The 25,430-nt window shown below is 69.2% G+C and carries 25 protein-coding genes; 12 read left to right on the forward strand and 13 right to left on the reverse strand.

The genetic code is table 11. The annotated features are described in order from the left end of the window. Positions 1 to 8 precede the first annotated feature (8 nt). Positions 9 to 563 (forward strand): phosphatase PAP2 family protein, encoded by a 555-nt coding sequence (locus tag ACFYPR_RS19500; RefSeq protein ID WP_387261337.1) that lies wholly within the window; start codon positions 9 to 11, stop codon positions 561 to 563. Between the two features lie 57 nt (positions 564 to 620). Next, entirely contained in the window at positions 621 to 1,280 is a 660-nt protein-coding gene (locus ACFYPR_RS19505; RefSeq protein WP_354857770.1) for a VTT domain-containing protein, read from the forward strand. A gap of 6 nt (positions 1,281 to 1,286) precedes the next feature. On the opposite strand, the gene ACFYPR_RS19510 is transcribed toward ACFYPR_RS19505, so the two are convergent. The 3 genes from ACFYPR_RS19510 to ACFYPR_RS19520 form a co-directional block, all read right to left on the reverse strand. Continuing rightward, positions 1,287 to 1,418, reverse strand: a complete 132-nt coding sequence (locus ACFYPR_RS19510) for a hypothetical protein (protein WP_387261339.1) — start codon at positions 1,416 to 1,418, stop codon at positions 1,287 to 1,289. A gap of 126 nt (positions 1,419 to 1,544) precedes the next feature. Next, positions 1,545 to 2,126 carry a dihydrofolate reductase family protein gene (locus ACFYPR_RS19515; protein ID WP_355138356.1) on the reverse strand — a complete coding sequence of 194 codons (582 nt, stop codon included), beginning with the start codon at positions 2,124 to 2,126 and terminating at the stop codon, positions 1,545 to 1,547. Positions 2,127 to 2,192: 66 nt separating this feature from the next. Continuing rightward, on the reverse strand, positions 2,193 to 3,023 hold the full coding sequence (locus tag ACFYPR_RS19520; protein ID WP_355066593.1) for a helix-turn-helix domain-containing protein: 831 nt from the start codon (positions 3,021 to 3,023) through the stop codon (positions 2,193 to 2,195). Positions 3,024 to 3,183: 160 nt separating this feature from the next. On the opposite strand from ACFYPR_RS19520, the gene ACFYPR_RS19525 reads away from it, so the two are divergent. The 8 genes from ACFYPR_RS19525 (at position 3,184) to ACFYPR_RS19560 (ending at position 11,502) form a co-directional block, all read left to right on the forward strand. Then, positions 3,184 to 3,813: a fasciclin domain-containing protein gene (locus ACFYPR_RS19525; RefSeq protein WP_355066592.1), complete on the forward strand. Its 630-nt coding sequence runs from the start codon at positions 3,184 to 3,186 to the stop codon at positions 3,811 to 3,813. Between the two features lie 59 nt (positions 3,814 to 3,872). Then, positions 3,873 to 5,396, forward strand: coding sequence for a molybdopterin-dependent oxidoreductase (locus ACFYPR_RS19530; RefSeq protein ID WP_387261341.1), 1,524 nt, complete (start codon positions 3,873 to 3,875; stop codon positions 5,394 to 5,396). Positions 5,397 to 5,512: 116 nt separating this feature from the next. Next, positions 5,513 to 6,301, forward strand: a complete 789-nt coding sequence (locus ACFYPR_RS19535; RefSeq protein ID WP_354857757.1) for a hypothetical protein — start codon at positions 5,513 to 5,515, stop codon at positions 6,299 to 6,301. A gap of 79 nt (positions 6,302 to 6,380) precedes the next feature. Further along, on the forward strand, positions 6,381 to 7,004 hold the full coding sequence (locus tag ACFYPR_RS19540) for a class F sortase (protein ID WP_387261343.1): 624 nt from the start codon (positions 6,381 to 6,383) through the stop codon (positions 7,002 to 7,004). A gap of 59 nt (positions 7,005 to 7,063) precedes the next feature. Further along, on the forward strand, positions 7,064 to 7,681 hold the full coding sequence (gene sigK, locus ACFYPR_RS19545) for an ECF RNA polymerase sigma factor SigK (RefSeq protein WP_387261874.1): 618 nt from the start codon (positions 7,064 to 7,066) through the stop codon (positions 7,679 to 7,681). Then, entirely contained in the window at positions 7,678 to 8,406 is a 729-nt protein-coding gene (locus ACFYPR_RS19550) for an anti-sigma factor domain-containing protein (RefSeq protein WP_387261346.1), read from the forward strand. The genes sigK and ACFYPR_RS19550 overlap by 4 nt, the downstream gene beginning before the upstream one ends. Positions 8,407 to 8,524: 118 nt before the next feature. Further along, positions 8,525 to 10,192, forward strand: a complete 1,668-nt coding sequence (locus ACFYPR_RS19555; protein WP_387261349.1) for a protein kinase — start codon at positions 8,525 to 8,527, stop codon at positions 10,190 to 10,192. A 299-nt stretch (positions 10,193 to 10,491) separates the two neighbouring features. Beyond that, positions 10,492 to 11,502, forward strand: coding sequence for a mechanosensitive ion channel domain-containing protein (locus tag ACFYPR_RS19560; protein WP_354857747.1), 1,011 nt, complete (start codon positions 10,492 to 10,494; stop codon positions 11,500 to 11,502). A 95-nt stretch (positions 11,503 to 11,597) separates the two neighbouring features. Here the strand turns inward: ACFYPR_RS19560 and ACFYPR_RS19565 are convergent, their stop codons facing one another. Further along, positions 11,598 to 12,179 (reverse strand): type 1 glutamine amidotransferase domain-containing protein, encoded by a 582-nt coding sequence (locus tag ACFYPR_RS19565; protein WP_354857744.1) that lies wholly within the window; start codon positions 12,177 to 12,179, stop codon positions 11,598 to 11,600. A 176-nt stretch (positions 12,180 to 12,355) separates the two neighbouring features. On the opposite strand from ACFYPR_RS19565, the gene ACFYPR_RS19570 reads away from it, so the two are divergent. After that, the gene (locus tag ACFYPR_RS19570) at positions 12,356 to 13,183 is read left to right on the forward strand and encodes an aldo/keto reductase (protein WP_387261351.1); all 828 of its coding nucleotides are present in this window, start codon (positions 12,356 to 12,358) and stop codon (positions 13,181 to 13,183) included. Between the two features lie 105 nt (positions 13,184 to 13,288). Here the strand turns inward: ACFYPR_RS19570 and ACFYPR_RS19575 are convergent, their stop codons facing one another. From ACFYPR_RS19575 to ACFYPR_RS19615, 9 genes are all read right to left on the reverse strand, one after another. Then, positions 13,289 to 13,921: a TMEM175 family protein gene (locus ACFYPR_RS19575; RefSeq protein WP_354857739.1), complete on the reverse strand. Its 633-nt coding sequence runs from the start codon at positions 13,919 to 13,921 to the stop codon at positions 13,289 to 13,291. 169 nt (positions 13,922 to 14,090) lie between these two features. Further along, complete coding sequence (locus ACFYPR_RS19580; protein ID WP_354857737.1) at positions 14,091 to 15,266, reverse strand: zinc-dependent alcohol dehydrogenase; 1,176 nt, start codon at positions 15,264 to 15,266, stop codon at positions 14,091 to 14,093. Continuing rightward, a complete protein-coding gene (locus tag ACFYPR_RS19585; protein ID WP_387261353.1) occupies positions 15,263 to 16,261 on the reverse strand; it encodes an SRPBCC family protein in 999 nt (332 codons plus the stop codon). The genes ACFYPR_RS19580 and ACFYPR_RS19585 overlap by 4 nt, the downstream gene beginning before the upstream one ends. A gap of 293 nt (positions 16,262 to 16,554) precedes the next feature. Then, complete coding sequence (locus ACFYPR_RS19590; RefSeq protein WP_354857733.1) at positions 16,555 to 17,676, reverse strand: hypothetical protein; 1,122 nt, start codon at positions 17,674 to 17,676, stop codon at positions 16,555 to 16,557. A gap of 148 nt (positions 17,677 to 17,824) precedes the next feature. After that, entirely contained in the window at positions 17,825 to 18,982 is a 1,158-nt protein-coding gene (locus tag ACFYPR_RS19595) for a glutathione-independent formaldehyde dehydrogenase (protein ID WP_354857730.1), read from the reverse strand. Between the two features lie 459 nt (positions 18,983 to 19,441). Continuing rightward, positions 19,442 to 20,686: a PQQ-dependent sugar dehydrogenase gene (locus ACFYPR_RS19600; RefSeq protein WP_387261356.1), complete on the reverse strand. Its 1,245-nt coding sequence runs from the start codon at positions 20,684 to 20,686 to the stop codon at positions 19,442 to 19,444. Between the two features lie 119 nt (positions 20,687 to 20,805). Then, complete coding sequence (locus tag ACFYPR_RS19605; RefSeq protein ID WP_354857725.1) at positions 20,806 to 21,408, reverse strand: lytic polysaccharide monooxygenase; 603 nt, start codon at positions 21,406 to 21,408, stop codon at positions 20,806 to 20,808. Between the two features lie 255 nt (positions 21,409 to 21,663). Further along, positions 21,664 to 22,242: a hypothetical protein gene (locus tag ACFYPR_RS19610; protein WP_354857723.1), complete on the reverse strand. Its 579-nt coding sequence runs from the start codon at positions 22,240 to 22,242 to the stop codon at positions 21,664 to 21,666. A 460-nt stretch (positions 22,243 to 22,702) separates the two neighbouring features. Further along, positions 22,703 to 23,278: an NADAR family protein gene (locus ACFYPR_RS19615; RefSeq protein WP_355138376.1), complete on the reverse strand. Its 576-nt coding sequence runs from the start codon at positions 23,276 to 23,278 to the stop codon at positions 22,703 to 22,705. Positions 23,279 to 23,525: 247 nt separating this feature from the next. On the opposite strand from ACFYPR_RS19615, the gene ACFYPR_RS19620 reads away from it, so the two are divergent. Next, complete coding sequence (locus ACFYPR_RS19620; protein ID WP_387261359.1) at positions 23,526 to 25,046, forward strand: endo-1,4-beta-xylanase; 1,521 nt, start codon at positions 23,526 to 23,528, stop codon at positions 25,044 to 25,046. Positions 25,047 to 25,430: the final 384 nt, after the last annotated feature.

Consider the following 25,430-nt stretch of genomic DNA (forward strand, 5'->3'; position numbering starts at 1 on the left):
GACGCCCGATGAACTATCACCTGTTTCACCTCATCAACGCAGCTGCCGGACATCGTGATCCGCTCGACGACGTGCTGGAGTGGTGCGCTGTCTGGCTGATCTACCCCCTCGGCGCCGTGGCGGCGTTCGCGCTGCTGCTCGGCCTGAGATCGCGTGGTTGGCCGCTACTCGTCCGCGTCGGGGCGTCGCTGGCCTTGGCGTTCGCCGCCGGTCAGGTGGTCGCACGTGCCAGCAACGAGGCCCGCCCGTTTCAGACGCATCCCGTGCATCAGCTGATCCCACACGACCCAGGAGGGTCGCTGCCCAGCGACCACGCCACTGCGGCTTTCGCGGTGGCCTTCGCCGTCGGGGTGTTCCTGTCCTGGAGCTGGGGGCTAATGCTCTCGGTGCTGGCCGCTGTCATCGGCTTCGCCCGAGTCTGGGCGGGCGTGCACTACCCAGCCGACATCCTCGCCGGCGCGGTCATCGGCGGGGGAGCGGTTCTGATCATCGCGCTTGCCGCACGCGTCCTCGGTTGGCGCGCCCACCAACACCGTCCACGGGCTGCGACCAGCAATCACTGATCACTCTTGCCCGCCCGCACCGCCCGACTACTCACTACACCCCTCGGAGGTTCTATCGTGTCAACGTCCCTCGCTTCGGCGGCTGCGGGGCCCAGCTTCCTCGACCCGGAGTGGTTGATCTCCACCTTCGGGCTGATCGGCATCCTCGCGATCGTGTTCGCCGAGTCAGGGCTGCTGATCGGGTTCTTCCTGCCGGGTGACTCGCTGCTGTTCACCGCCGGGCTTCTCGTCGCCGACGGCCACTACCTGCACCAACCGCTCTGGCTGCTCTGCCTGCTGGTGGCCGTGGCCGCGATCGCCGGGGATCAGGTGGGGTACCTGTTCGGCAGGCGAGTCGGCCCGAGCCTGTTCCGCCGACCCAACTCCCGCCTGTTCAAGCAGGAGAACGTGCACCGGGCCAACGACTTCTTCGACCGCCATGGAGCCCGGTCCGTGGTGCTGGCCCGGTTCGTGCCGATTGTGCGGACGTTCACCCCAATTATCGCCGGAGTCAGCCACATGCGCTACCGGACGTTCCTGGCCTACAACATCATCGGCGGGGCGCTCTGGGGCGTCGGCGTAACCGTCCTGGGCTACTTCCTCGGCCAGGTCGCGTTCGTCAAGGCCAACATCGAGATCATCCTGATCGGCATCGTCGTAGTCTCCGTCCTGCCGATCGGAATCCAGCTCCTTCGATCCCGCTGGAGCACCGCCCGGACCTCCGCCCGCTCGTCGTAGGGGTTGTTACAGGCTGATCGGCGTGCAGGACCAAGCGTGGTCGACGATGTCCTCGGCTGTCCGGGAGCGGCCGGCGGGCCAGAAGATCATGTCGCTGATGTGCAGACATCCGTCCGGCGCGTAAGGCCGTCCAGCCACCAGGAGACGGTTCGTTCATTTCCGCCACCGGTGATCAGCAGGGTGCGTACCACGACCGGCGTCGTCTGCTTGGGGACCCAGCGGCGGGAACTCCGGCAGGCTTCTTCGCGTACCCGCTCAGATCGGTCAGCGGCGCACCCGATAGCGCAGGTGAAGCACCCGGTTGCCGTGAATCACCACGTCAGGATCCTCCAACAGGTGCTGCGCGTGGACCGACCCGAAGTAGCGCTTGCCGGACCCGAACACGACGGGTACGACGTCCGTGCGCACCTCGTCGATCAGGCCCGCGGCAAGCACCTGGCCACCGACGTCGCCAGCGGCGACCTCGACCACTCGGTCACCCGCAAGCTCCTGTGCCTTGGCCATGGCTGCCTCGACGCCGTCGACGAAGTGGAACGGCGCCTCGGGATCCCAGCCCTCGGGCGCCGGCCGGTGCGTCACGACGACCACGTGGTCGATCCCGCCCGGAGGCTTCCCGTCCCAGCCGTCCGTCATGTCGAAGACGTGGCGGCCGACGACTGTCACCCCGATCTGGTCCCAGTACGGCCGGGTGTAGTCGTAGGACGTCTGTGACACTTTCAGCCCGCCGCCCTCGTCCAACGGGACGTCACCGCTGGTCAACCAGTCGAACAGCGGCCCGGGCTGGTCATTCTCGTCCGCGATGAAGCCATCCACGGACACCGAGCTGTACATGACCACTGTGCCCACGGGGCTCTCCTCTACTTCGGGGTGCCCTCAAGTTAGCGCGCCGTGAGCTGTCGCTCTTGTAGGAAATCAATCGGCCGGCAGTGGCCAGCCGTCCATCGCGTGGCCGGGATGTTCGCGCAGGAACCGCCGCCGGACTTCGAGGTACCGGGTCGGAGTGAGCCCGGTGAACGCCCGGAACTCGTGGCCGAAGTGGGCCTGGTCGAAGTAGCCCGCAGCACCGGCGAGCTCACCCCAGTCGATCGGTCCGGCGGGGTTGATCGCGAACACGGTGGCGGTGAAGCGGTGGGTGCGGGCCAGCCGCTTCGGCGTGACGCCGATGAGCTCCTTGAACCGCTGCGCCAGATGGGTGCTGCTGACACCGGCTGCGACACTCAGGTCGCCGATCGCCACCGCCCCGCTGGTCGCCGCGATGACGCTGCTCGTGTGGCGGACCAGCCCCAGGCCAGCGGTCTCGCACAGCCGTCGCATCAGCTCCTCCTCGAGCAGCGTCAGCATCTCGTGGGGTCCGTCCGCCGTGGCCAGCCGGTCTCGCAGCTCGGCGACGGCGGGCCGGCCCCAGACCTGCTCCAGCGTCACCGGCCGGTCACACAGCTCGGCCGCGGGCATCGGCAGGAACGGCGCCAGCCCCCACGGCTTGACGTGCACGCCGACGGACCGGGTCCGGAGTGGATAGCCGAACTCGAACGCGCGGGTGGGCGTGGTGACCACGCAGCCGTCGGCGTACTCGGCCGTCTCGATGTCTGTGCCGGCGCGGATGCGGAACGGCGGTCCGAGATTGACGATGAGCAACGCCGCCGGCATCGGCGGCAGCGTCAGCCGGGCGTACGGCGGCGTACCCTCCAGGTAGTAAAGGTCGTCGATCAGCCCGTCCAGCGGCGGTCGCGGCACTCTGGACACGTACTCCACGCTCACAGCATCGCCGACGCCCCGCCGGCACCACGCGCCGGCATGGCGGTCGAGCGCGTCAAATTTCTCCACCTTGCGCCCATCCGTCTCTAGGGCGGCCTCGAATGCCTCATGACAGCAGCAATGACGTACAAGCATCTGAGGAGTTCGTATGAAGCGGCGCCTGTTTGCCACGGTTGGCGTAATCGCGGTGCTGGCCCTGTCCGCCTGCGGCGGTACCGACAGCGAGGACAGCGCCAGCGGCGCGCCGAGCATGTCGGCCAGCGCGCCGATGGCTTCGGCCTCGCCTTCGATGATGATGTCGGGTCAGTTCGGCTCGGGGTGCTCGGCCGTGCCGGCCGATCCGTCCAACCCGGGTAGTTTCGAGGCGATGGCGAAGGTGCCCGTGGCCACCGCCGCATCCGGCAATCCGCTGCTCTCGACGCTGGTGACGGCGGTCAAGAAGGCCAACCTGGTGGACTCGCTCAACGGCGCGCAGGGCGTCACGGTGTTCGCGCCGACCAATGACGCGTTCGCCAAGATCCCGAAGGCGGATCTGGACAAGGTCCTGGCCGACGACGCCATGCTGAAGAAGGTCCTGACCTACCACGTGGTGCCGACCCAGTTGTCGCCGGACACTCTGGCTGGCACCCACAAGACGTTGCAGGGCGGCGAGCTCGTGGTGACCGGCAGCGGCTCGTCGTTCACCGTCAATGGCACCTCGATGGTGGTCTGCGGGAATGTCTCGACGGCCAACGCCACCGTGTACATCGTTGACACCGTTCTGATGCCCAAGAGCTGATGGCGTCGACCGACATCGAGCGCCGGCCGGCGAACCGCCGGCCGGGGCCGTCCCTCAGCATGACCGCCGTTCGCGGCCTCGTCGTCGGCGTGTTGACCGCCGGGGTGGCCCTCGCCGTGGCTCATCTCCTCGCGGCGCTGGTCGATCCGGCCGCCGACCCGGTGCTGGCAGTCGGTGGCGTCGCTATCGACCTGGCACCGCAGAGCGTCAAGGCATTCGCCATCCGCACCTTCGGCGCCAACGACAAGATCGCTCTCCTTGTCGGCGTCTACGCCCTGCTCGCCCCGACCGCGGTTCTGCTCGGCGCGGCGGCGCTACGACGACGCCGCTACGGTCTGGCTGGCCTCGCCGTGTTCGCTGCTGTCGGTGTCGCCGCCATCCTGTCCCGCCCGGGGGCGACGTCGTCGGACGTCCTGCCGGTCCTGGCGGGCGTCGGCATCGGGATGGCGGCGATGCTGGTGTTGGTGCGCGCCGCTCGGACGGTCAGGGTCACCGCGTCGAGCCGGCCGCGGCTGCTCAACCGCCGTCAATTCCTGGCCACGGCGACGGGGGCAGCGCTGACCGCCGGCGTCGCGGCCGCGATCGGCCAGGCTGTCGGTCGCGGCAGCGCGGTGGGTGCCCGTTCCCGCGCCGGCGTTCGGATTCCGCCGCCAGTGCGACCGGCGCCGCCGCTACCCGGCGGTGTCTCCGTTGGCGTGGACGGGGCCTCGGCGTTCGTCACCCCCAACCGGGACTTTTACCGGGTCGACACCGCTCTCACCGTCCCGCAGGTCGACCTTGAAACCTGGCGGTTGACTCTCGACGGAGCGGTCGATCGCCCTCGTACCTGGAGATTCGAGGATCTTCTCGCCCGTGGCCTCGTGGAGCGTGACATCACGCTCAACTGTGTCTCGAACGAGGTCGGTGGTCCCTACATCGGCACAGCCCGCTGGACCGGCGTTCCCCTCGCACCGCTGCTACGCGAAGCGGGCGTACGCCCCGGGCAGAGCCAGCTCGTCAGCCGCTCGGTGGAGGGCATGACCATCGGCACCCCGATCGAGGCGATCCTCGATGGGCGCGACGCGCTCCTGGCCGTGGCCATGAACGGCGAACCCCTGCCCCTGGAACACGGCTTCCCCGTCCGCATGCTCGTGCCCGGCCTCTACGGTTACGTCGGCGCCTGCAAATGGCTCACCTCGATGAAGGTCACCACCTTCGACGCGTTCGACCCCTACTGGGTCCAACGCGGGTGGGCAGCCGACGCACCCGTCAAGACCGCATCTCGCATCGACACTCCGAAACCCTTCGCCCAACGTCGCGTCGGACCCGTCATGATCGCCGGTGTCGCCTGGGCGCAACGGCGCGGAATCACCGCCGTCGAGGTGCAGATCGACGACGGGCCGTGGCGGCAGGCCCGCCTCGCCGACGGCCCATCGCCGGACCTGTGGCGGCAGTGGACCTACCGCTGGGACGCCACCCCTGGCAGCCACACGCTGCGGGTACGGGCCACCGATGCCACCGGTGCGACCCAGACCGACCAGCGGGCCGCGCCCTTCCCCGACGGCGCGACCGGCTGGCACAGCACCACCGTCACCATCACCTGACCTCCCGGGCCGAAAAGAACCCCGTCCGGCACCAATCCGGCGACCACCACGCCACGAATCCCTCCTGACCGCACGTGAGTATCAACGCCGTACCCAGGCGGAGACGGAGATCTGTTGTGAGACTGTCCCGAGCCCTGCTCGCCCTACCAGCGGCCGTGCTGGTCCTCGCGTTCCCGGGCGTCGCGCAGGCCGACGAGAGCGTGCAGGTCCAGCTGCAGGACCTCAACGAGACCGGTGCCACCGGTACCGCGACGTTGACCGCGACGAGTGGCGGCGACCTGAAGGTCATGATCCGGTCGAAGGGCATGACGCCGAACTCGCCGCACGCCCAGCACGTGCACGGCGCGGCCAACGGTATGGACTTCCACTGCCCGGACAAGTCCGCCGACACCAACGGCAACGGCTTCGTCAGCACGGAGGAGGGCCTGAAGATGTACGGGGACATCTTCATCTCGCTGACCACCACCGGGGACACGACCAAGGCCAGCGGGTTGGCGGTGGACCGGATGCCGAAGGCCGACGCGCAGGGCAACCTCAGCTACGAGCGCACCATCCCCGCTGCCGACCTGCCCAAGGGCACCATCGAGCACCTCAAGGACCTGCACCTCGTGCAACACGGCATCGACGCCAACAAGAACGGTAAGTACGACATGGAAGCTCTCGGGGAGTCGACGTTCGCCAAGTCCATCGGCGTCAACGGCATCCCCGCCGAGGCCACCGACCCCGCGACGTGCGGCATGGTCAGCGGCGCCGCCGCCGGGTCCGTACCCGCCGGGGGTGTCGCCACCGGCGATGGCAGCACCTCCGGTGGATCGCCGATGATGATGTACACCGTGGGTGGCCTCGCGCTGCTCGGCGCCGCGGGTGCGGTCGTCGCGCGACGCCGGCTCGCCGGCGAGCGCTGAGCCGGAATCGTTCGTGATGGACACCGGCGACGCACCAGTGCCGGCCGGACGCCGCCGGGGGCGCTTCGCGTTCCTGGCGGTGGCCGGCATCCTCACCGTGACGGCGGCCGTGTCGATCGGCTTCGCGGTGGCCGACCGGGCTGGGGAGCCACCTCGGCCCGACGCCTCCGCTGCCGCCCCAGCCGCGACGGCGTCGCCCGCTCGGGCGACCAAGCCGGGTGAATTGACCTCGGGACCACTGATGGCCAGTTCGCCCCCAACGCGGGTGTCGATCCCGTCGCTGAAGGCCACCGCCGCGATTGTCGCCCTCGGCCTGCGGGCGGACGGGGCGATGGAGGTCCCGGACAGCGCCACGGACGTGGGCTGGTTCACCAAGGCACCGACGCCAGGGGCCCTCGGTCCGGCCGTGCTGGCCGGGCACGTCAACTGGAAGGGCCGTCGTGGAACGTTCTTCGATCTGGGCAAGCTGTCCGTCGGCGCCGGGATAACGGTCAACCGTCAGGACGGCAGTACCGCGATGTTCACCGTCAGCAAGGTCGAGCAGTATCCCAAGGACGACTTTCCCACCGATGAGGTGTACGGGGCTACCGACCATTCGGCGCTACGTCTGATCACCTGCGGCGGCGAGTTCGACGACGCCACTCAGCACTACCGCGACAATGTCATCGTTTACGCGCGCCTCGCTCACGCTCATGTCGCCTAGCACCCGAGTACGCGGCGGCACACGGAACGGCCGCCAGCACAGGAGAGGACATGCCGAGAATGAGCGGTGACCCGGAACAGGCGCGGCGGCTACGTTCGGTGCCGCCGGACACCCCGACGCCACCGAGCGCCGACGAGCTGCTGACTCGGGTGGCACGGGGCGACGAGGCGGCGTTCGCGGCGCTGTACGACACGATGGCGGGCCGCGTCCTCGGGCTGACCCGCCGCGTCGTGCGCGACCCGGCGCAGGCCGAGGAGGTGACGCAGGAGGTGATGGTCGAGGTGTGGCGCACCGCTGGCCGCTTCGAGGCCGGTAGTGGCTCAGCCTCAGCCTGGATTCTGACCATGGCGCACCGCCGGGCGGTGGATCGAGTGCGTTCCGAGCAGGCCCACACCAACCGCACCCTGCAGGTCGCCGCGACCGAGACGCATGTCCCCTATGACGAGGTTGTCGAGGACGTCACCGCCCGGTTGGAGCGGGAACAGGTCCGCCGGTGCCTGGGCCGGCTGACGCCGGTCCAACGGGAGGCGGTGGCCCTGGCCTACTACGGCGGCCACACCTACCGGGAGGTCGCCGAAAAGCTGAAGACCCCGCTGCCGACGGTGAAGACGCGGATGCGCGACGGACTGATCCGGATGCGTGACTGCCTGGGAATCGAAATGGAGGGACGGGCATGAGCGCCGACATCCACACCCTCGCCGGCGCGTACGCCCTGAACGCGGTCGACGACCTCGAGAGGGCGGCGTTCGAGCGGCACCTGGCGGACTGCGAGTCGTGCCGCCTGGAGGTGACCGAATTACGGGAGACGGTCGCACGGCTCGCCGACGACACCGTCGTCGAGGCCACACCCCCGGGGTTACGGGAGCGCACCCTCGCCCAGGCGGCGCGCACCCCGCAGTTGCGCTCGGCTGACGCAGGAGACAGCGCCAGACGGCAGGTAAGCAGGTGGCGACGGATCACCGTGGCTGCCGCCGCGGCCGTCCTCGTGGCCGGCGGCGCGAGCGCGGTCACCTGGACCGTGAGCAATGATCGGATCAGCGACGAGCAGGCCAGCAGCGACCAGGCGCGGCAGATCGCCGCCGTCCTGGACGCCCCGGACGCCCGGGTGTTCGAGCGGTCGCTGCAGCCCGGCGGCTCCGCGACCGTGGTGGTCTCCCGCGACCGAGACCGAGGGGTGGTGCTGCTGCGCGACCTGCCGGAACCCGGCCCCGGGCGGATCTACGAGCTCTGGCTCATCCGCGGCAGCGAACCCCGCAAGGTGGGGCGACTAGCCGAGGGTGCCAGGGCGTCGACCACGGTCATCGGCCCGGTCGCCGAGGCGGCAACCTTCGGCGTTTCCAACGAGCCCGCGGGCGGCTCCGTCGCCCCCACGCGAATCGTGGGTACGGTCGAGCTGAGCTGAGCTGAGCACGGGCCGGCTGCGGTCACACCGTCAGCCGGTCCAGCCGGTCCGCACCGACGGCCGATGTGCTTCCCGCTCATCCACCCATCCGAGCGGTGGACCGCTCCGAATCACCAGCATGGATGACGAGCTGCTCGCCGGCCGGTACCGCAGGCTCCTGCCGATCGAGGACCCTGCCACTCCGGGACGGGTCTGGCTGGCCCGCGACGAGGTGCTCGACCGGGACGTCGCGCTCAAGCAGATCGCCGTGCCGGGATGGGCGAGCGACGCCGAACGGTCCCGGTTGCACGAGCGGACGCTGGCCGAGGTTCGTGGACTGGCCGGGCTGGACCACCCGAGCGTGATGGGGATGTGGGACGTGCTGAGCGCCGACGGGCACCTGTGGCTTGTCATGGAGTACGTGCCCTCCCGGTCCCTGCCCGAGGTGGTTGCCGCCGACGGCCCGCTGCCGCCGGTCGAGGTGGCGCGGGTCGGGCTGCACCTGCTCGCCGCACTGAACGCCGCACACGAGATGGGTGTGGTGCATCGGGAGCTCTGTCCGCAGAACGTGCTGCTCGGCGACGACGGGCGCGTCATGCTCGGCGGGTTCGGCCTGTCGATCTTCGACAGCCACAGCCCGGCGACCGTCAGTGCGGCGAACCTGTCGAGGAACCAGTACGTCGCGCCGGAACGCGCTCGCGATGGCAGGGCCACCCCCGCCTCGGACCTGTGGGCTCTCGGCGCGACGCTCTACCTGGCCGCGGAGGGCCGCCCACCGTGGACCCGGCCCTCGACCCTGGCCACACTCGCCGCTCTGGCCACCGAGGCGCCCGACCGGATGAGCGTCCTGCCACTCGAACCGGCGGTCACTGGACTCCTGCTGCGCAATCTCCGTCAGCGTCTGTCCGCGTACGAGGCCCGCGCCCTGCTGGAGCAGGTGGCCGAGGCGACCGTACCGATCGAGCCCGTGCCGGTGCCCCGGGCGCGCCGCCGGTGGCGGATGTCCACCCGACCGCCGCGGCGGTCGCGGACCACCACGCCGCCGGTGCCGATCGCCGAGGACGCGATCGACACCACGGTCATCACGGCGAGGGCGTCGAACACCCGCGACCGGACGACCGGCTGGGCGTTCGCTGGCGCAGTGTTGGGACTGTTGACGGTCGTGGCCATCATTGTCACGGCAGCCGGTGCCGTTCTCGGCGGCCTGCGTGGCCAGGACGGCGTGCCGGCCGTCGACCCGGGCGGTGCGGCGGCCGGCGCGATGGAGTCGACCAGTGCGGAAGTGCCCGCCCACCTCTGCCTGGACGATGACGCCTCCAGCGAGGCCGAGCCTCTGCAGGAACCCACCGCACCGCTCCCGTACGCGCTGCCCGACGGATGGGCTTGGCACCAGGACCCGGCCCGCTTCCTGGTGGCAGTTCCGCACGGATGGACCCGGCACACCGAGGGCGAAACTGTCTGCTTCCGCGACCCCGCCGAGGTGCGAGCCATCGCTGTCGACCTCACCGCCGAAGCTTCCCCCACACCCTCGAAGCAGTGGGCCGCCGCAGAGCGCGAGGCGGTGAAGACCGGGGCGCTTTCCGGCTACCAGAAGATCAGCATCGGGCCGGTCATCCGCGCGGGTGGCGCCGCGGAGTGGGAGTACACCTGCGACCAGGCCGGCGGTGTGCGGCTGCACGTCCGGCGGCTGCTGGTCAATGACAGCAGGACCCGTGCCCACAGCCTGTCCTGGATGACCCAGGACAGCCAGTGGACCGCGACGGAGCCTCTGCAACGACTGGCCCTCGCAAGCTTCCGCCTCGACTGACCCGTGTGCCCGAACGTGGTCACCTCCATCGCAGCCAGTTCCAGTTGCGTTCGCGGCGGGCCGCCGAATGCCGCGCATGGCCGACGCCCCGCTCCACGGTCACCCGCCCGTAGGCGGTGGCGGATCGGCGCTGCCAGGCCGGCAACCCGGAAGCCACCGTCGGGCGGCTGACGCAGGCCCGTTCAGCGGTTGTTTGTCGATGTTCGCCGCCCGCCACCGGACCGGATGGCACCCTGGGCCCGTGGACTGGGCAGCGAGCCAGGGAAAGGTGGCATCAGGATCACGGTGAACGGCAACTGATGCGTACCGCGTTGATCGTGTTGGCCGCGCTGGCGGCGGCCGTGGTCGTGGACCTGGTCTCCGGCGTGCTGGCTCGCCGGGTTGCCCGTGGCCGCTACAAGTGGCTGCTGGAGCCGCTGCGGCTCGCCTGCCGCCGCCCGGCGGCCGCGGTCCTGCTGGTCTGGGTGGTGTACTACGCGCTGCCGCCCGGACTGACCGGGTGGCAGCGTTATCTGCGGCACGCCATCCTGCTGACCCTGATCGCCGTCGGTGCGTGGCTGGTGGTCAGGGTGTTGCAGGTGGCCGAGGCGGTCGTGTTCAGTCGACTGCCGAATGATGTGACCAGGAGCCGGCGGGCCCGGCGGGCCCGGACCCAGATCCGTCCGGTGCGGCGGCTCACGGTGGTCGTCGTCACGATCGTTGCGATCGGCCTGATCCTGATCACCTTCCGGCCGGTACGCCTCTTCGGCGTCTCCATTCTGACCTCGGCCGGGGTGGTCGGCGCGGTGATCGGCCTCTCCGCCCGAACCGCGCTCGCCAACGCGTTCGCCGGCATCCAGGTCGCCTTCGCCGACGGGCTGCACGTCGGCGACGTGTTGGTGGTGGAAGGCGAATGGGGCCGGGTCGAGGAGGTGAAGCTGACCAACGTGGTGATCCGGCTCTGGGACGAACGGATACTCATCCTGCCGACCACGTACTTCACCGAGCGGCCGTTTCAGAACTGGACCCGCAACGAGTCGCGGGTGATCGGCAAGATCCAGATCCATGTCGACCACACCGCGGACCTTAACGACCTGCGCCGGGAGGTACGCCGACTGGTCGAGTCCGCACCGCTGTGGGATCGCAGCCAGTGGGTGCTCCAGATGGTCGACGCCACCGCGCAGACCGTGATCATCCAGGTGCAGGCCTCAGCTGCGGACGGCGCCAGCGCCTGGGACCTGAGCTGCGACCTACGCGAGGGACTGATCCGCTATCTGCGTGACCAGCACCCCCAGTGGTTGCCCCGCACCCGCAACCAGTACCAGCCGTGACCGGCGGGTCTCTTTCGGCCCCGCCGTTGCGCTGGGTCAGCCGCCGGGCAGCGCTCGGGGCCGGGCTGATCCTCCCGGCCCTGAGCCCCATCGAGTCAGGCTGTCGACATCTGGCGGACGTGTTTGCCCTCGGCGAACTCCTCGACCATTTTCGAGCAGAAGGCTGGGAGGTCGCTGGGGTTGCGGCTGGTGACCAGGCCGTTGTCGACCTGCACCTGTTGGTCCACCCAGTTTCCGCCAGCGTTGCGGATGTCGGTGCGCAGGCTGGGGAACGAGGTGACGGTCCGACCGTTGACCATTCCGGTCTCGACCAGCGACCAGGGGCCGTGGCAGATCGCCGCCACCGGCTTGTTCTGCTGAAAGAACGCTCGGACGAAGTCCATCGCCTGCGGGTTCATCCGGAGCCGGTCGGGGTTGACAGTCCCGCCTGGCAGCAACAGGGCGTCATAGTCGGCCGCATCGGCCTCGTTCACGGTCCGGTCCACGTGATATCGGTTGGCCGGATTGATGTCCTGGTTCATCGACTGGATCTCGCCGGATTGCAACGAGATCAGGTGGACCTCGGCTCCGGCCTGCTCTGCGGCGGCCCGGGACTGGGTGTATTCCACGTCCTCCACCCCGTCAGCGGCGAGGCAAGCAACTCGCTTGCCGGTCAGTGGCTGCTGGCTCTGCGCCATTCTGCGGCCTCCCCTTCGCGGCGCCACCCCGTCGGCGGCGCATCGCTCACTCCCGGGTCGCCTTCCCGGTGCGGGCACCCACAAACGGGCCAGCGAACGCCGCCCGTGGGTGTGCTGCCTGTCGCAGCGGGTAACGCAGGCAACCTACTCGTATTCAGGCTCAGGAAGGTCGACAAATGATCGAGCTGCCGTCCGGCCAAACCATGCCCGTGCTCGGCCAGGGAACCTGGTACCTGGGTGAGCGCCCCGCAAAGCGGCGGGACGAGATCGCCGCCCTACACACCGGGCTCGACCTGGGCTTGACCATGATCGACACTGCGGAGATGTACGGTGACGGCGCTTCCGAGGAACTCGTCGGCGAGGCGATCACCGGACGACGCGACGACGTCTTTCTGGTCGACAAGGTGCTGCCGTCCAACGCCAGCCGACGGGGAACCGTGCAGGCCTGCCGCCGCAGCCTGCAACGACTCGGCGTCGACCACATCGACCTCTACCTGCTGCACTGGCGCGGCTCGCATCCACTCGCGGAGACCATCGAGGCGTTCGCGGAACTCGTCGACGCCGGTGACATCGGGCAGTGGGGCGTGAGCAACTTCGATCTTTCCGACATGACGGAGCTACTCGAGACGACGGGCGGGCAAGACTGCGCGACCAATCAGATCCTGTACAACCTCACCCGCCGCGGTCCGGAATATGACCTGCTGCCGTGGCTACGCGAGCACCGGATCCCGGTGATGGCCTACTCGCCGATCGAGCAGGGTCGACTGCTCGGCCACTCCCAGATCGCGGAGATCGCCGCCCGGCACGAGGCCACCCCGGCCCAGGTGGCGCTGGCCTGGGTGCTGCGGCAGGAAATGGTGGCGGCCATCCCCCGATCGTCCAACCCCGAACACACCCGGGAGAACGCGGAAGCGCGAGACCTGCAGCTGACTGAGGAGGACGTGGCGGCACTCGACACCGCGTTCCCGCCGCCGACCGGCCCGCAACCGCTCGAGATCTTGTAGCGTCACCAACCTCCGACTGAGGGTGGGCTTGTGGGAATGCCCTCGAACCCGGAACCCGGCGGGTGCTCGCGCCCGCCGGGTAGAACGGCGGCTGGCCCGCCGCCTTCAGCCTCTTCGTCGGCCAGGTCGGCGAGTGATCCGGCGAATCACCCCGAACTGGTACAGGCCAGCGCTGGTGATCGCGTAGAAGACGGGCAGAAGGAGAAATATGGCGAGGCCGAGCAACGGCGCCACCAGGTAGCCGACTACTCCCGCGAGGACGTACAGGACGACCCCGGCGAGGGCCCGGAATCGCTCGACGTGAAAGAAGTCGTCTCTGACCTGTTCCTTCAGCAAGTCGGGGCTCCGGGCCAGGTAGTGGTAGAACGCCAGCCAGCTTGCGCACAGCAACGCGCCGATCAACGCGTAAAAGGCGACGGCCACGCGCTGGTCCGCGTTGTTGTGCTCCTGCAGCGCGTGCGACACGACGGCGGTCGGAAACGGTAGCAGGGCCGTGCTGAACAGCACGAACAGGTTCACCCAGTGCAGGCCGCGATCGGTCTGCTGAATGCGGTTGAACGCCGCCTTGTGATTGAGCCAGACGACGGCCACGTACGAGTAGGACGCGAGATACGCGCCATACGACGGCCACTGGTTGAGCAGGCCGGACAGGAGGTGGCCGGGTGGTACGTCCGGTACCCGGAGGTCCAGGACCAGCAGTGTGATGATGATGGCGAAGATGGCATCGCTGAACGCCACGGCACGGCTGGTGTCCGACCGGGTGCCCAGGTCCGTGTCTGACCCGCTCACCAAGCGCGCCTACCCAGTGTCGTCCGCCGCAAACTGCCGGGCGCGGCGCTCCACACCGGGAGGACGCCGCATCCGGCCGGCCGCCGTGCGCGCGCGGCGGCCGGATGCAAGTGATCCGTCAGGGTTTGAGGACAACCTTCTCGCAGTTGTCCTGCTTGTTCTTGAACATCTCGAAGCCGCGTTCTGCCTCGTCCAGCGACAGGGTGTGGGTGATGACCCGGGTCGGATCGATCTCCCCACGCTCGATGCGCTGCAGCAGCGGCTTCATGTAGCGCTGCACGTGGCACTGGCCGGTACGCAGGGTCAGCGCGCGGTTCATCCACGCGCCGGCGGGAAACTTGTCCAGCAGACCGCCGTACACTCCGATCACCGACACGATGCCACCGCTGCGGCAGGACAGAATGGCCTGCCGCAGCGCGTGCGGACGCTCGGTCTCCGAGCGGACCGCCTGCTTGACCCGGTCATAGGCGTAGAGGGCCGCGCTGCCGTGCGTGGCCTCCAGGCCAACCGCGTCAATGCACTTGTCCGGTCCCCGCCCACCGGTCAGTTCCAGCAGCCGGGACCGCACGTCCACCTCCTCGAAGTTCACCGGCGTGTAGCCCGCCCGTTCGGCCATCTGCAGCCGGTACGGCTCCTTGTCGATGGCGATGACCTTTGCGGCGCCGAGCACCCGGGCGCTGTCCATCGCGAACTGGCCGACCGGGCCGGCGCCCCACACCGCCACCACGTCGGTGGACTGGATGTCGCACATGTCGGCACCCATGTAGCCGGTGGGAAGGATGTCCGAGAGGAACAGCACCTGCTCGTCGGTCAGGTCGGACTCGATCTTCAGCGGACCGACGTCGGCGAACGGCACCCGCGCGTACTGCGCCTGACCGCCCGCGAAGCCGCCGGTCAGATGCGAATAGCCGAAGATCCCGGCGACCGGGTGACCGAACATCTTCTCCGCGATCCCGGCGTTGGGGTTGGAGTTCTCGCAGCAGGAGTACAGCTCGGCGGCGCAGGCGCCGCACGCGCCGCAGGCGATCGGGAACGGCACCACGACCCGGTCCCCGACGCGCAGCCGACCTGGATCGACGCCCCGGCCGACCTCGATCACCTCACCCATGAACTCGTGACCCATGACGTCGCCGTTCTGCATCGTGGGCACATACCCATCGACCAGGTGCAGGTCCGAGCCACAGATAGCGGTGGACGTGATCCGTACGATGGCATCGCGCTCGTTCAGGATCCTCGGGTCCGGCACGTCACGGACCTTGACCTTGTTGCGGCCCGCCCAGGTGTTCGCCCTCATGCCGGGGCCCCCTTCGCGAACTCGGCATCCGACAGCGGCTGCGCCGGACGCTGCGGGAACTCCTTGCGGGCCCGTTTGCCCCACGGGGCGCCGTCGGACCGGACCACCTCGCCGGTCTCCAGCACCTGCTTGAGCCGACGCAGGTCGTCGTCGAGCTGCTGGTGCGGCTCCTCGCCGAAGTACCTGGCGACCGCCTTGCCGATCGCGCCGCCCGGAATGTCGTACGACAGGACGACGTGCACCTCGGTGCTCACACCATCCGGGGCGGGCACAAAGCGGACCGTACCGGCGTTCGGCACGTCGGCGTTGCCGGTCGACCGCCACGCGATCTTCTCGCCGGGCGAGTCGTCGACGATCTCCGCGTCCCACTTGACGTTCGTGCCGAACGGGGCGCTGGCGGACCAGTGGCTCGTACGGCTACCGGTGGAGCGGATCTCCTCGAGATGAGCCATGAACGTCGGGAGATTGTCCAGTTCGCGCCAGAACGCGTAGACCTTAGGCGGCGGTTTGCGAATGGTCGTCGTGGCTGTCAGCTCCATGGGTCCTCCTGTGCGGATGCCTCGTACCGCCGGCGCTGAGCCCATCTCCTTCGCCCGGGTGGCCTGTACGGCGGTCAACAGGTCCACCACCGTGATCCCGACGATGGCGCCGGTGACAACGAGGAGCCGCCGCCGGCGGCGCCCGCCCCGGTGGGCGATGGCCAGTCCGAGCGAGGCCAGGTCCATCGCGTCGCCCGCGACCCGGGTCCACGCCCACATGCTCTTGCGCCGGCTCGTCAGGAGCCCGGCCGCGTGTATCAGCTCCCGCGCCCCGACGAGTGGCACCATCGCCCGGGACGTCGAAGAGTCGTCCACGCCGCTGATCCGGCGCACCGTGTCCGGTGCCGCCAGTTGTGCCACGCCCAGGCCGAGGCTCATCCAGCCGAGCCCGCGCCCCCGCCGCTGCACCTCGTCCTGCCTGGCCTTGGCTGCCTCTCGGGTTGCCAGTCGAGTCACGGGTAGCCCTCCGTATCCGGTCGCACCCGCCCGGGCAGCCCGGCTCACGGCGACCCGGGGCACGACTCATTGGGGCCCGGTTACCCCCCGGGAACCACCTGAACCCGCTGATCGGCCGCCGCATCAAGATCGCCCTCCCGGTCCGGGCCGTCCAGACGGCGTCGGCGGACTTCGTCGCGGCAACCGGTCGGCGAGCGCCCGAAAAGCCTGCCCGGCGCGCACCGGCCCCGCTCCCACTGCGCAGCGCGACGTCACGGCCGCGGATCACCAGCGGTTCGCTCGTGCGTGCCCGCTCATCCCGCCCGCGATGGGCTAGCCGTCTCGTCCCGCGAGCCGCCGGGTTGGGGATGGTAGCCGTACGCGGCGGCCCGTACCGTTTCCTCGTTCTCCAGCCCGGAGCCGATCGCGCCGCCGACGGTGGCCAGCGAGCTGGTGATCCAGGCGAGCGTCAGGTAGTCGGTGAAACTGACCGGCCGCTGCAAGGTCTGTTCCAGCACGGATGTGTCGATCAGCAGCGCGCCAACGAGCACCGTGCCAGCAAACAGCACCAGGTAGGACACGGCCGTGGCCAGGGCGAGGGTGAGGATCGTACCCAGGTTGAACAGCCGGGCCAGCTCAGCTGGCGTCTCCCGGTCTGGCTTCTCCCACAGGTCGTGCGCGACGATCAGCCAGGTCACCAACGCGGTCAGCCCGAGCAACATGATCACGGTGAGCCGGAGTCCTCCGAGCGCATCGCCCATCTGCCAGATGGTGTCCGTGGTGAGCGCGAACGCCGCCGTGCCGAACGCGCCGACGAGCAGCTTGGACAGGCCCAGCAGGGCGCGCCCCGGGCGGTTGGCGCGGACCATTCCGGTCAACAGCCGCACCCGGCCGATCAGCCCGGAGGCGACGTAGCCCAGATCCCCGTCGGCCTCGTCGACCACCCGGTGGACGGCGGGAATCCGACGTGTCATTTCGGCTGGTGCCCAGCCTGCCGGCGGCACCCGCTCGTCGGAAGCGTCGGTCAGCAGTCGGCTCACCAGATCCGGAACGACCGCGCGGGCCGCTCGCAGCTGAGGCAGTCCCAGCGCGGGCAGGGACACCATCGCCACTGCACGGCGAGCCGAGGTCTGCGCGACCAGCGGCACCCGTTCGGCGTTCAGCGGCAGGTCGGTCAGACAGATCGCGACGTCCCACCGGTCGTCGGCACGCCGTTGGGCCAGATCCTCGAGCAGCGCCTCAACGCCACCGTCGCGGCGCGGCGCCACCTCACCCCAGCCTTCCCGGATGGTCCACCGCACGTCCGCGTTCACCCGCTCGGCGAGCCGGCCGGCCAGCTCGGTGGTGAGCCGAGCTGCCACCCGGGCCGGGTGGTCCGGCGGGGTCGCCACCAGTCCGACGACGATCTCCGGGCGGTCCTGTTCGCTGTCGGTCATCGGTGCTCCTCACCGGCCAGCCGGGCCCGCCGCCGTCCATCGGCCAGTGCCGGCTCTGGCGTAGGCAGGCGGAGCCAGGCTGCTGTCGGCCCCCGCGGTGGCGTAGGCAGCCTGGCCACGCTGAAAAACACCTGCAGGTTGCCGGTTTCTAGTGTCGACCGTCCGGGTGCAGCAGAACCTTGGTCCAGCCGTCGGTGCGGGCATCGAAGTTCTGGTACCCCGTGGGCGCCTCGTCCAGCGTGAGTTCGTGGGACACCAAGAACGACGGGTGGGCCTTGCCGGTAGCGATGAGGTTCAGCAGCTGCCGATTGTAGTTCTTCACGTTGCACTGCCCGGTTGCCATGGTCTGCCCCTTGAACCAGAACATGCCGAAGTCGAACGGCACCTTGCCCTGCTTCTGTAGCGGGTCCGGCGCTCCCGGGTCCTGAGGCACGTACACGCCGACCACGCCGATCGTGCCGCCGAACCGCACGGAGTGCACGAGGTTGTTCACCGTCAGCCCCGCCTTCTCCTGGCCACCCGGGTCGTGCGCCTGGTAACCGACGGCCTCACAGCCGCGGTCCGCGCCCATCCCGCCGGTCTGCTCCAGGATCTGGTCGACCGGTGATCCCTTCGAATCGTCGATCGGGATCGCGCCGATCTGCTCCGCCAGGCGCAGCCGGTCCGGATGGCGGTCGACCACCATCACCTTGTTGGCGCCCTTGATGATCGCGGAGTACGCGGCGAGCAGGCCGACCGGTCCGCCACCGTAGACCGCCACACTGTCGCCGGGCCGTACACAGGCGAGCTCGGTGGCGTGCCAGCCGGTCGGGAAGATGTCCGACAGCATGACGTAGTCCTTCTGCCTGCTCATGTCCCGGGCGTCCGGCGGCAGGACCAGACAGTTGAAGTCCGCCCATGGCACCCGCAACAACTCGGCCTGACCGCCGTTGTAGGGACCCATGTCGGCGAACCCGTAGGCCGCGCCGGCCATGCCCGGCGCCGGGTTGGCCACCAGACAGAACGCGGTCAGACCCTGGTTGCAGTTGGCGCAGGACCCGCACGCCACGTTGAACGGCAGGCACACCATGTCGCCGACCTTGACCAGATCGACCCCTTCGCCGACCTCGATCACCTCACCCATGTTCTCATGCCCGAGCACGCGTCCAGACTCCATGTCCGTGCGTCCTTCGTACATGTGCAGGTCCGAGCCGCAGATGTTCGTCGTCGTAATCCGGATCAGCGCATCAGTCGGTCTCTCGATTCTCGCGTCCGGAACCTCCTTGACGCTGACAGTCCTGGGTCCCTCGTACACGACAGCCTTCATCTGTTTCCCCCGTGAAGAATTCGCTCACCGATGAGCCATGCCAATTCTGGCGTTCACATCCTCGCAGACCGTTGCGACCCTTAAGGGCGGTTTGCGCAGGAGTCTCATGACGCCGGACTGCTGATCGCCCCGTTCTCGGCCTGCCACGACTGTTCGTCCGCGACGCGCTGCGCGATCGCCGCCCATCCGTGGGCGCCCGGGTCAGTACCGCGATCATCCTGGCGAGCGACTGCCGCTCCGGTAGCGCGCTTCTCGGGGACGTCTGCTCTGGTCGCGGAGGCTCTGCCCACGCACTCCGGTGAGAACCCAGCGCACGAGCGTTGGGCGCGCCAACGATCTCCCTGGCGGACCCGGGTGGGGCGGTAGGCGAAGCGGTGGGGGCCGAGCCCGGCGTGGACGGCCGCCCGGTAAGCGGCCGTCCACAGTGGCGTCACGAATGCGGAGGGACTGTTCCCAGGTTCAGCGGTTCGTCACCCCGGTGGCAGAGGCTGGCGGGACCCGCTCGAACCGTACCCGGCTCAGCCATCCCGGGAGGTCACTGAGCACGTACAGCTCGCCGTGCACATCGGGGCCGATCGCGGTCGGCTGGGTGGGGAAGTTGCCGATCGTGGCGGACTCGTAGCCACCCGTGGGCTTGGGGCGGACGGCGAACGCGAGGGTCGAGCAGTAGTCGCTCGCGATGTAGGTCCCGTATGCCTCCGGGGTGGCGGACCCTCGGTACACCACGCCGCCGATCACCGAGCAGTTCTCCGTCATGTAGTGGTCGTACTCGAAGACCGGGTCGGTAAGCCGCACGCCCGGCCGGCACTGCGTCTGGTCGAAGACCGGCGTGCCCTCTCGGCAGGACCACCCGAGGTTCGCTCCCCGCTGCGACGGGCGGATGTGGTCGATCTCCTCGACCAGGCCCTGGCCGACGTCGCCGATCCACAGCGAGTTGTCGACCGGGTCGATGGAGAACTTCCACGGGTTGCGCAGCCCGTAGACCCAGATCTCCGGCCGCGCGCCAGGCGTGCGGACGAACGGGTTGTCCGAGGGTACGCAGTAGGGCTTACCCGCGCAGGTGCGGTTGACGTCGATCCGCAGAATCTTGCCGAGCAGGGTGCCGAGGTTCTGACCGCTCTTGAAGGGGTCGTTCGCGTTGCCGCCGTCGCCGAGTGACCAGTACAGGTAGCCGTCGCGGCCGAAGGCCACCTGTCCGCCGTTATGGTTGCCGTACTCGGCGTGCTCCTGGGTGAGCAGCACCTGCAGCCGGTCGGGAGCGCCGAGGGGCACCCGCGCCAGGGTCAGCGTGCCGGCCGGCAGGCTCGTGTAGGCCACGTAGAGGATCCCGGTACGCGCGAAGTTCGGCGCAGGCGTAATGCCGAGGAGGCCGCGCTCGTTGTCCGACGTGTCGATCCGGGCGGTCAGGTCGAGCACCGGCTCTGCCGCCAAGCCGGTATCGGGGTGGTACGCACGGACGGTGCCGCTCTTCTCTGCAATCAGCATCCGACCGTCCGGCAGTCCGGTGAGCGCGATCGGACGCTGCAGGCCGAACGCCACCCGTTCGGATACCACGGTCAGCTCAGCGAGTGGCGCCGCACGGGTGTGCGATGGGCCGGCTGTCGCAGTGCTGGCCACCGGCGCCGGTGGCACCAGAAGCGCGGACAGGGTCAGGATGAGCAGCCCGGCCAGCATGGTGGCCGGGCGATAACGCCGTCGCTGCATGTTCAGCTCCTTGAGCAGGTGGGTGGGGGCGCGGTGTCGGCGGATACCGGAAGGACAATCCGGCCCAGGGTGCCAACGCGCCCTGGGCCGGAGTGGTGCCGTGCCGTCGGACCTGCCGATCAGGTGATGGTGATGTCGCTGCACCACATGTAGGTCTGGTCCAGGTGTGACGCCCTCCAGATCACGAACAGGATCTGGTTCCCGCTGCGTGCGGGGAGCGAGACGTTGAACGAGATGTTCTGCGCTGGCGCGTAGCGCCCGGTCGTGGCGATCAGGTCGAGGTTGCCCCACCCGAGCCGCTGGGTGGCCGGGTTGAACCCCTGTTTGGTGACGTAGACCTGGAAGTAGTCAGCGCCGTGGCTGGCCTGGTCGTACATCTGGACCGTGAGGTTGCGGCTGACGGTGGTCGTCTTCCATGCCCCGGGCTTGTTCACCGCGTCGTTCCTGGAGAGGGCGTTGCTGCACAGCTGCCCATCGGGCGTGCGGGCCTGGTACTGGCCAGCGAGGCCGTCCCGCAGTTGACTCATCCAGTTCCACATGGTGTCGGGGTTCGCCTGGAACGCTTGCCAGCACATCGGGTCCTGCTGCTGCATGGCCGGGTTCGTGTGCTGGTTGCCCCAGGTCTTCCAGCACTGGTACGCGCGAGTCGCCGGACTGATGACGGTGCCGTGGGCCTGGGCTGCGCCGGTCCAGGGCAGCGTGCCGACCACCATGGCGAACATCAGGACGAGCGCCTGGAGGGACCGCCGGACGGTTGACCGGGGTCGTCCGCCGGATTGGTCAGACCTGTGTGAACGCACTGTTCATCCTCCGTTCCTCGGTACGAGAGATCAGCATGGGAACGCTCCCAAAGCCACTGTTGCATCTATCAACTTAAATATCAATGCTGATGTATCTATAGGTGGATGTGAAGCAAGCTGTCCGGGATCGCCGGATCGGTGACGGGTCCACGGACCCTGCTCGGCGGCCCGGCGTGGTCAGAGCCCGGCTGCGGCGTCGTACCGGCGGCGCTGGTCGGCCATCTCCGTAGCGGTCAGCGCCTCCTCCTGCGCCAACGTCGCGTACTTGGCCGGGAACATCTCCCGCAGCCGATCAACGAACCTGACGTCGGCTGTCGCCTCGACGACCTGGATGCCCGGAGGGTCGGTGGACAGGTCCATGATCAGAGGGCCGGCCAGCTTGACCGCCACGTCCCAGGGACGCTTCTGCTCGGCGACTCCGCAGAGGTGAAAGCCGTAGACCTTCTGGACGTCGGCGAGGGCGGTGGCTTCTGCCGGCTCGTAGCCGTAGACGCGAACCCCGCAGATCACTGGCGGCTTCTCCGTCGTGTTCCCCTGCTGGGCGCTGTGTCCGGCGTGGTTGTGCTGCCCCGGGTCCGCCTGTTCGAGCGTGGTCCGCATCCGGGCCACAATCTGCGCTTGCAGATCCGCCGGCTCCGCCTCCGGGTCGGCCCGGTTGAGCAGTACGACCGCGCCGACCGACACCGCCAGCAGGATCACCGCCGCCCAGAGCGGGCGACGGCCGTACCGCTCCGCGAAACTCTCTCGGGAATCCATGATCGCTTCTCACCTCGTTGCCGGTTTCTGGTGCGTTGGCAGACCGATTCGGATGCCCCGGCATGTCAGCGGTCGAGCGCGTCGGCCATCGGGGCCGCGTGCCGGGGGATACGTGTGGCGGGGGAATGCCCACCCGGCGGAGTGCCCGCCGTCCTGGCGATGGCCCGGCGATGGGCCTGCGCGCGTCTGTCACGGCGACGCGCTGCTGGCCCTGCGATGCTCCCGTGCTGGCCGTTCTCAGCACGGTTGCCCCCGTGCTGCGGCGATATGAGCCATTCCAGCACGTCTGCGTCCACTCTGGCAACATTGACAAGCGTCAGTGCGGATTCGACCCCGGGCGGGCGGGGCGGCGGTGATGCGCCGACCGGGCGTCGCGGTGCGCGACGGCTCGGATGCCGGCGCCGACGCTCGGCCGCGCTGGCGCCCCGCGGCCGGTCAGGTCCGGAGCGGCGCCGAAGGCTTACCCATCGGTTGGTTCCTGCTCGCGCAGGGTCGCGCGGGTCTGCATGAGTGCGAAGCCGAGCAGGTTCAGTCCTCGCCACCGTGCGGGGTCGGCGGCGTGCGGGTGGTCGGCGGTCAGGCCGATGCCCCAGACCCGGTCGAGCGGACTGGCCTCCACGAGCACCCGCTCGCGGGTGCCCAGCAGGTAGGTGCGCAGCGCGGGATGCTGGCCGAACTTCGCCGCGCTGCCGGTCACCACGACGTCGTACCGGTGCTGCTCCCATACCTGCTGGTCGAAGCTGGCGACCTGCCGGCCGAGGGTCTTCGCCGCGTGCGGGTGCCTCACCGTCAGGATCTGGGCGGCCGTCGCCTGGTCACCGAACAGGGTCGCCTTGCGCCACATCATGTAGTGCTCGGTCGTGGGAAAGCGCAGCCCGTCGATGGTGAACGGCGCCGGCCACCACTGACTCAGGCAGCCAGCCCCGATGGCGCCGTCGCGTTGCGGCTGGTGGCCCCAGAAGAACAGGAACTTAACCCGGGCGCCCGAACGCATCTCGCCGGTCAGCTCGGCGACACTGCTCAGTGACGTGGCCATACCGGGGAGTGTGGGGCACCAGCAGGTTCCGCCGCATCGCCATTACCGCGGCGATCTCGTCACGTCACCGTCGGTGTCGCGCTCGTCGCTGGCCCAACACTATCGGCCGCCGGACGCGCAGATCGAATTGATTCGATATAGCATCGCGGCAGGGCAGGGTCACTCCGCACGGGCGTACGACGTCAATGCACTTCATCCACCGGGCGATCCGGGCAGCGGCCGGTGGTCACACCGAGGAGAAACGCAGATGAACGACCTACCCGCTCGACCGAAACACCGAACCAGAGGTGCCGCCAGGCTGCTTCTGGGTGGGGCCTGCGCCCTGGCGGTCACCGTGTCCTCGATGGCCATGGCGACCTTCGCCCAAGCCGATCTCAGCGGCCCGCCCGGGACCACACTGCAGGCCGCCGCCGAGCGCAGCGGCCGGTACTTCGGCGCTGCCATGGGGGCGGACCGTCTCAACGATTCGGGCTTCCTGGCCATCGCGGACCGCGAGTTCGACATGATGACGGCCGTCAACGAGATGAAGCCCGACGCGACCGAGCCCAACCAGGGTCAGTTCGACTTCCGTAACGGTGACGCGATCTACAACTGGGCCACCCAGCACGGCATGCGGGTCCGCGGTCACACCCTGGCCTGGCACGCTCAGCAGCCGAGGTTCTGGGGGAGCCTCAGCGGCAGCGCCCTGCGGTCCGCGATGATCAGCCACATCAACGGCGTGATGGCCCACTACAAGGGCAAGCTCGCCTACTGGGACGTGGTGAACGAGGCCTTCGCCGAGAACGGCAGCCGGCGGTCGTCGAACCTGCAGTCCACCGGGAACGACTGGATCGAGGTGGCGTTCCGGACCGCGCGCGCCGCGGACCCGAGCGTGAAGCTGTGCTACAACGACTACAACATCGAGAACTGGACGTACGCCAAGACGCAGGGCGTCTACAACATGATCAGGGACTTCAAGTCCCGGGGCGTCCCGGTCGACTGCGTCGGTCTCCAGACCCACTTCACCGGTGGCAGTTCGCTGCCGGGCAACTTCCAGCAGACGCTGTCCAGCTTCGCGGCCCTCGGGGTCGACGTGGCGTTGACCGAGGCCGACGTCACCAACGCCTCGACCAGCCAGTACCAGGGCCTGACTCAGGCCTGCATGAACGTCCCCCGCTGCGTCGGCATCACGACGTGGGGCATCCGGGACAGCGACTCCTGGCGCGGCAGCGAGAACCCGCTGCTGTTCGACCGCAACAGCAACCCCAAGGCGGCGTACACCGCCGTCCTCAATGCTCTCAACGCCGCCTCCACCACCGTGCCGGGCACGCCGCCGACCACGACCCCGCCGACCACCGCTCCGCCGACGACTGCTCCGCCGACCACCGCTCCGCCGACCACCGCTCCACCGACCACCGCTCCGCCAACGACCGCTCCGCCGACCACCGCTCCGCCGACGACTGCTCCGCCGACCACGCCGCCGCCGGGTGCCTGTACCGCGACGTACCGCATGGTCAACAGCTGGAGCGGCGGCTTCCAGGGCGAGGTCACCGTGGCCAACAACGGGTCCGCCGCCCTCAGCGGCTGGACCGTACGGCTGACGCTGGCCAGCGGGCAGACCATCGCCAACGTCTGGAACGGCATCAACACCGGCACCAGCGGCACGGTCAGCGTGCGCAACGCCGACTACAACGGGTCCCTCGGCGCGAACGCCTCGACCACCTTCGGCTTCCTGGTCAACGGCAGCAGCAACGCGGCGCCCGGCGGCCTCTCCTGCACCAGCCCCTGACCGGCGACACGCACCAACCCGCCGCCTCAGGACGCTGACCCGGCCCGGAGCCACCGGCTCCGGGCCCGGGTGCCGTCGTGGTCGGGTCGGACCCGGTCTACGCCGGTCGACCGGCTGCCGGTCGGACGGCTTGCCGATGCTCCTGCCTCGTCTCGGGACCCGCTGGTGGGAATCCACTGCCGGCCGACTGAAGCGGACCACTTCGCGTACACCGATATATATCTATCTAACCGGAGCTGATGCGGCCGTGCCGGAACAGCTCGAATCGCCGCGGCGCGGGCAACCGCGCAGCGGTGTGAGCGGAAGCACGGCAGCATCGGATGGCCGGAAAGTGCCTGCTGGCCCGGCCCGTGTGGTGGGGGACCAGCCGTCCTGGAGGATGAC

Source organism: Micromonospora sp. NPDC005254 (assembly GCF_042872525.1).
Lineage (GTDB): Bacteria > Actinomycetota > Actinomycetes > Mycobacteriales > Micromonosporaceae > Micromonospora.

What these genes read in the sequence shown, in the direction of transcription:
- ACFYPR_RS19500 (WP_387261337.1), top strand. Translation starts at nt 9, where the DNA reads ATGAACTATCACCTGTTTCACCTCATCAACGCAGCTGCCGGACATCGT.
- ACFYPR_RS19525 (WP_355066592.1), top strand. Translation starts at nt 3,184, where the DNA reads ATGAAGCGGCGCCTGTTTGCCACGGTTGGCGTAATCGCGGTGCTGGCC.
- ACFYPR_RS19530 (WP_387261341.1), top strand. Translation starts at nt 3,873, where the DNA reads ATGACCGCCGTTCGCGGCCTCGTCGTCGGCGTGTTGACCGCCGGGGTG.
- sigK (WP_387261874.1), top strand. Translation starts at nt 7,064, where the DNA reads ATGAGCGGTGACCCGGAACAGGCGCGGCGGCTACGTTCGGTGCCGCCG.
- ACFYPR_RS19550 (WP_387261346.1), top strand. Translation starts at nt 7,678, where the DNA reads ATGAGCGCCGACATCCACACCCTCGCCGGCGCGTACGCCCTGAACGCG.
- ACFYPR_RS19555 (WP_387261349.1), top strand. Translation starts at nt 8,525, where the DNA reads ATGGATGACGAGCTGCTCGCCGGCCGGTACCGCAGGCTCCTGCCGATC.
- ACFYPR_RS19560 (WP_354857747.1), top strand. Translation starts at nt 10,492, where the DNA reads ATGCGTACCGCGTTGATCGTGTTGGCCGCGCTGGCGGCGGCCGTGGTC.
- ACFYPR_RS19565 (WP_354857744.1), bottom strand. Translation starts at nt 12,179, where the DNA reads ATGGCGCAGAGCCAGCAGCCACTGACCGGCAAGCGAGTTGCTTGCCTC.
- ACFYPR_RS19570 (WP_387261351.1), top strand. Translation starts at nt 12,356, where the DNA reads ATGATCGAGCTGCCGTCCGGCCAAACCATGCCCGTGCTCGGCCAGGGA.
- ACFYPR_RS19580 (WP_354857737.1), bottom strand. Translation starts at nt 15,266, where the DNA reads ATGAGGGCGAACACCTGGGCGGGCCGCAACAAGGTCAAGGTCCGTGAC.
- ACFYPR_RS19590 (WP_354857733.1), bottom strand. Translation starts at nt 17,676, where the DNA reads ATGACCGACAGCGAACAGGACCGCCCGGAGATCGTCGTCGGACTGGTG.
- ACFYPR_RS19595 (WP_354857730.1), bottom strand. Translation starts at nt 18,982, where the DNA reads ATGAAGGCTGTCGTGTACGAGGGACCCAGGACTGTCAGCGTCAAGGAG.
- ACFYPR_RS19600 (WP_387261356.1), bottom strand. Translation starts at nt 20,686, where the DNA reads ATGCAGCGACGGCGTTATCGCCCGGCCACCATGCTGGCCGGGCTGCTC.
- ACFYPR_RS19605 (WP_354857725.1), bottom strand. Translation starts at nt 21,408, where the DNA reads ATGTTCGCCATGGTGGTCGGCACGCTGCCCTGGACCGGCGCAGCCCAG.
- ACFYPR_RS19610 (WP_354857723.1), bottom strand. Translation starts at nt 22,242, where the DNA reads ATGGATTCCCGAGAGAGTTTCGCGGAGCGGTACGGCCGTCGCCCGCTC.
- ACFYPR_RS19615 (WP_355138376.1), bottom strand. Translation starts at nt 23,278, where the DNA reads ATGGCCACGTCACTGAGCAGTGTCGCCGAGCTGACCGGCGAGATGCGT.
- ACFYPR_RS19620 (WP_387261359.1), top strand. Translation starts at nt 23,526, where the DNA reads ATGAACGACCTACCCGCTCGACCGAAACACCGAACCAGAGGTGCCGCC.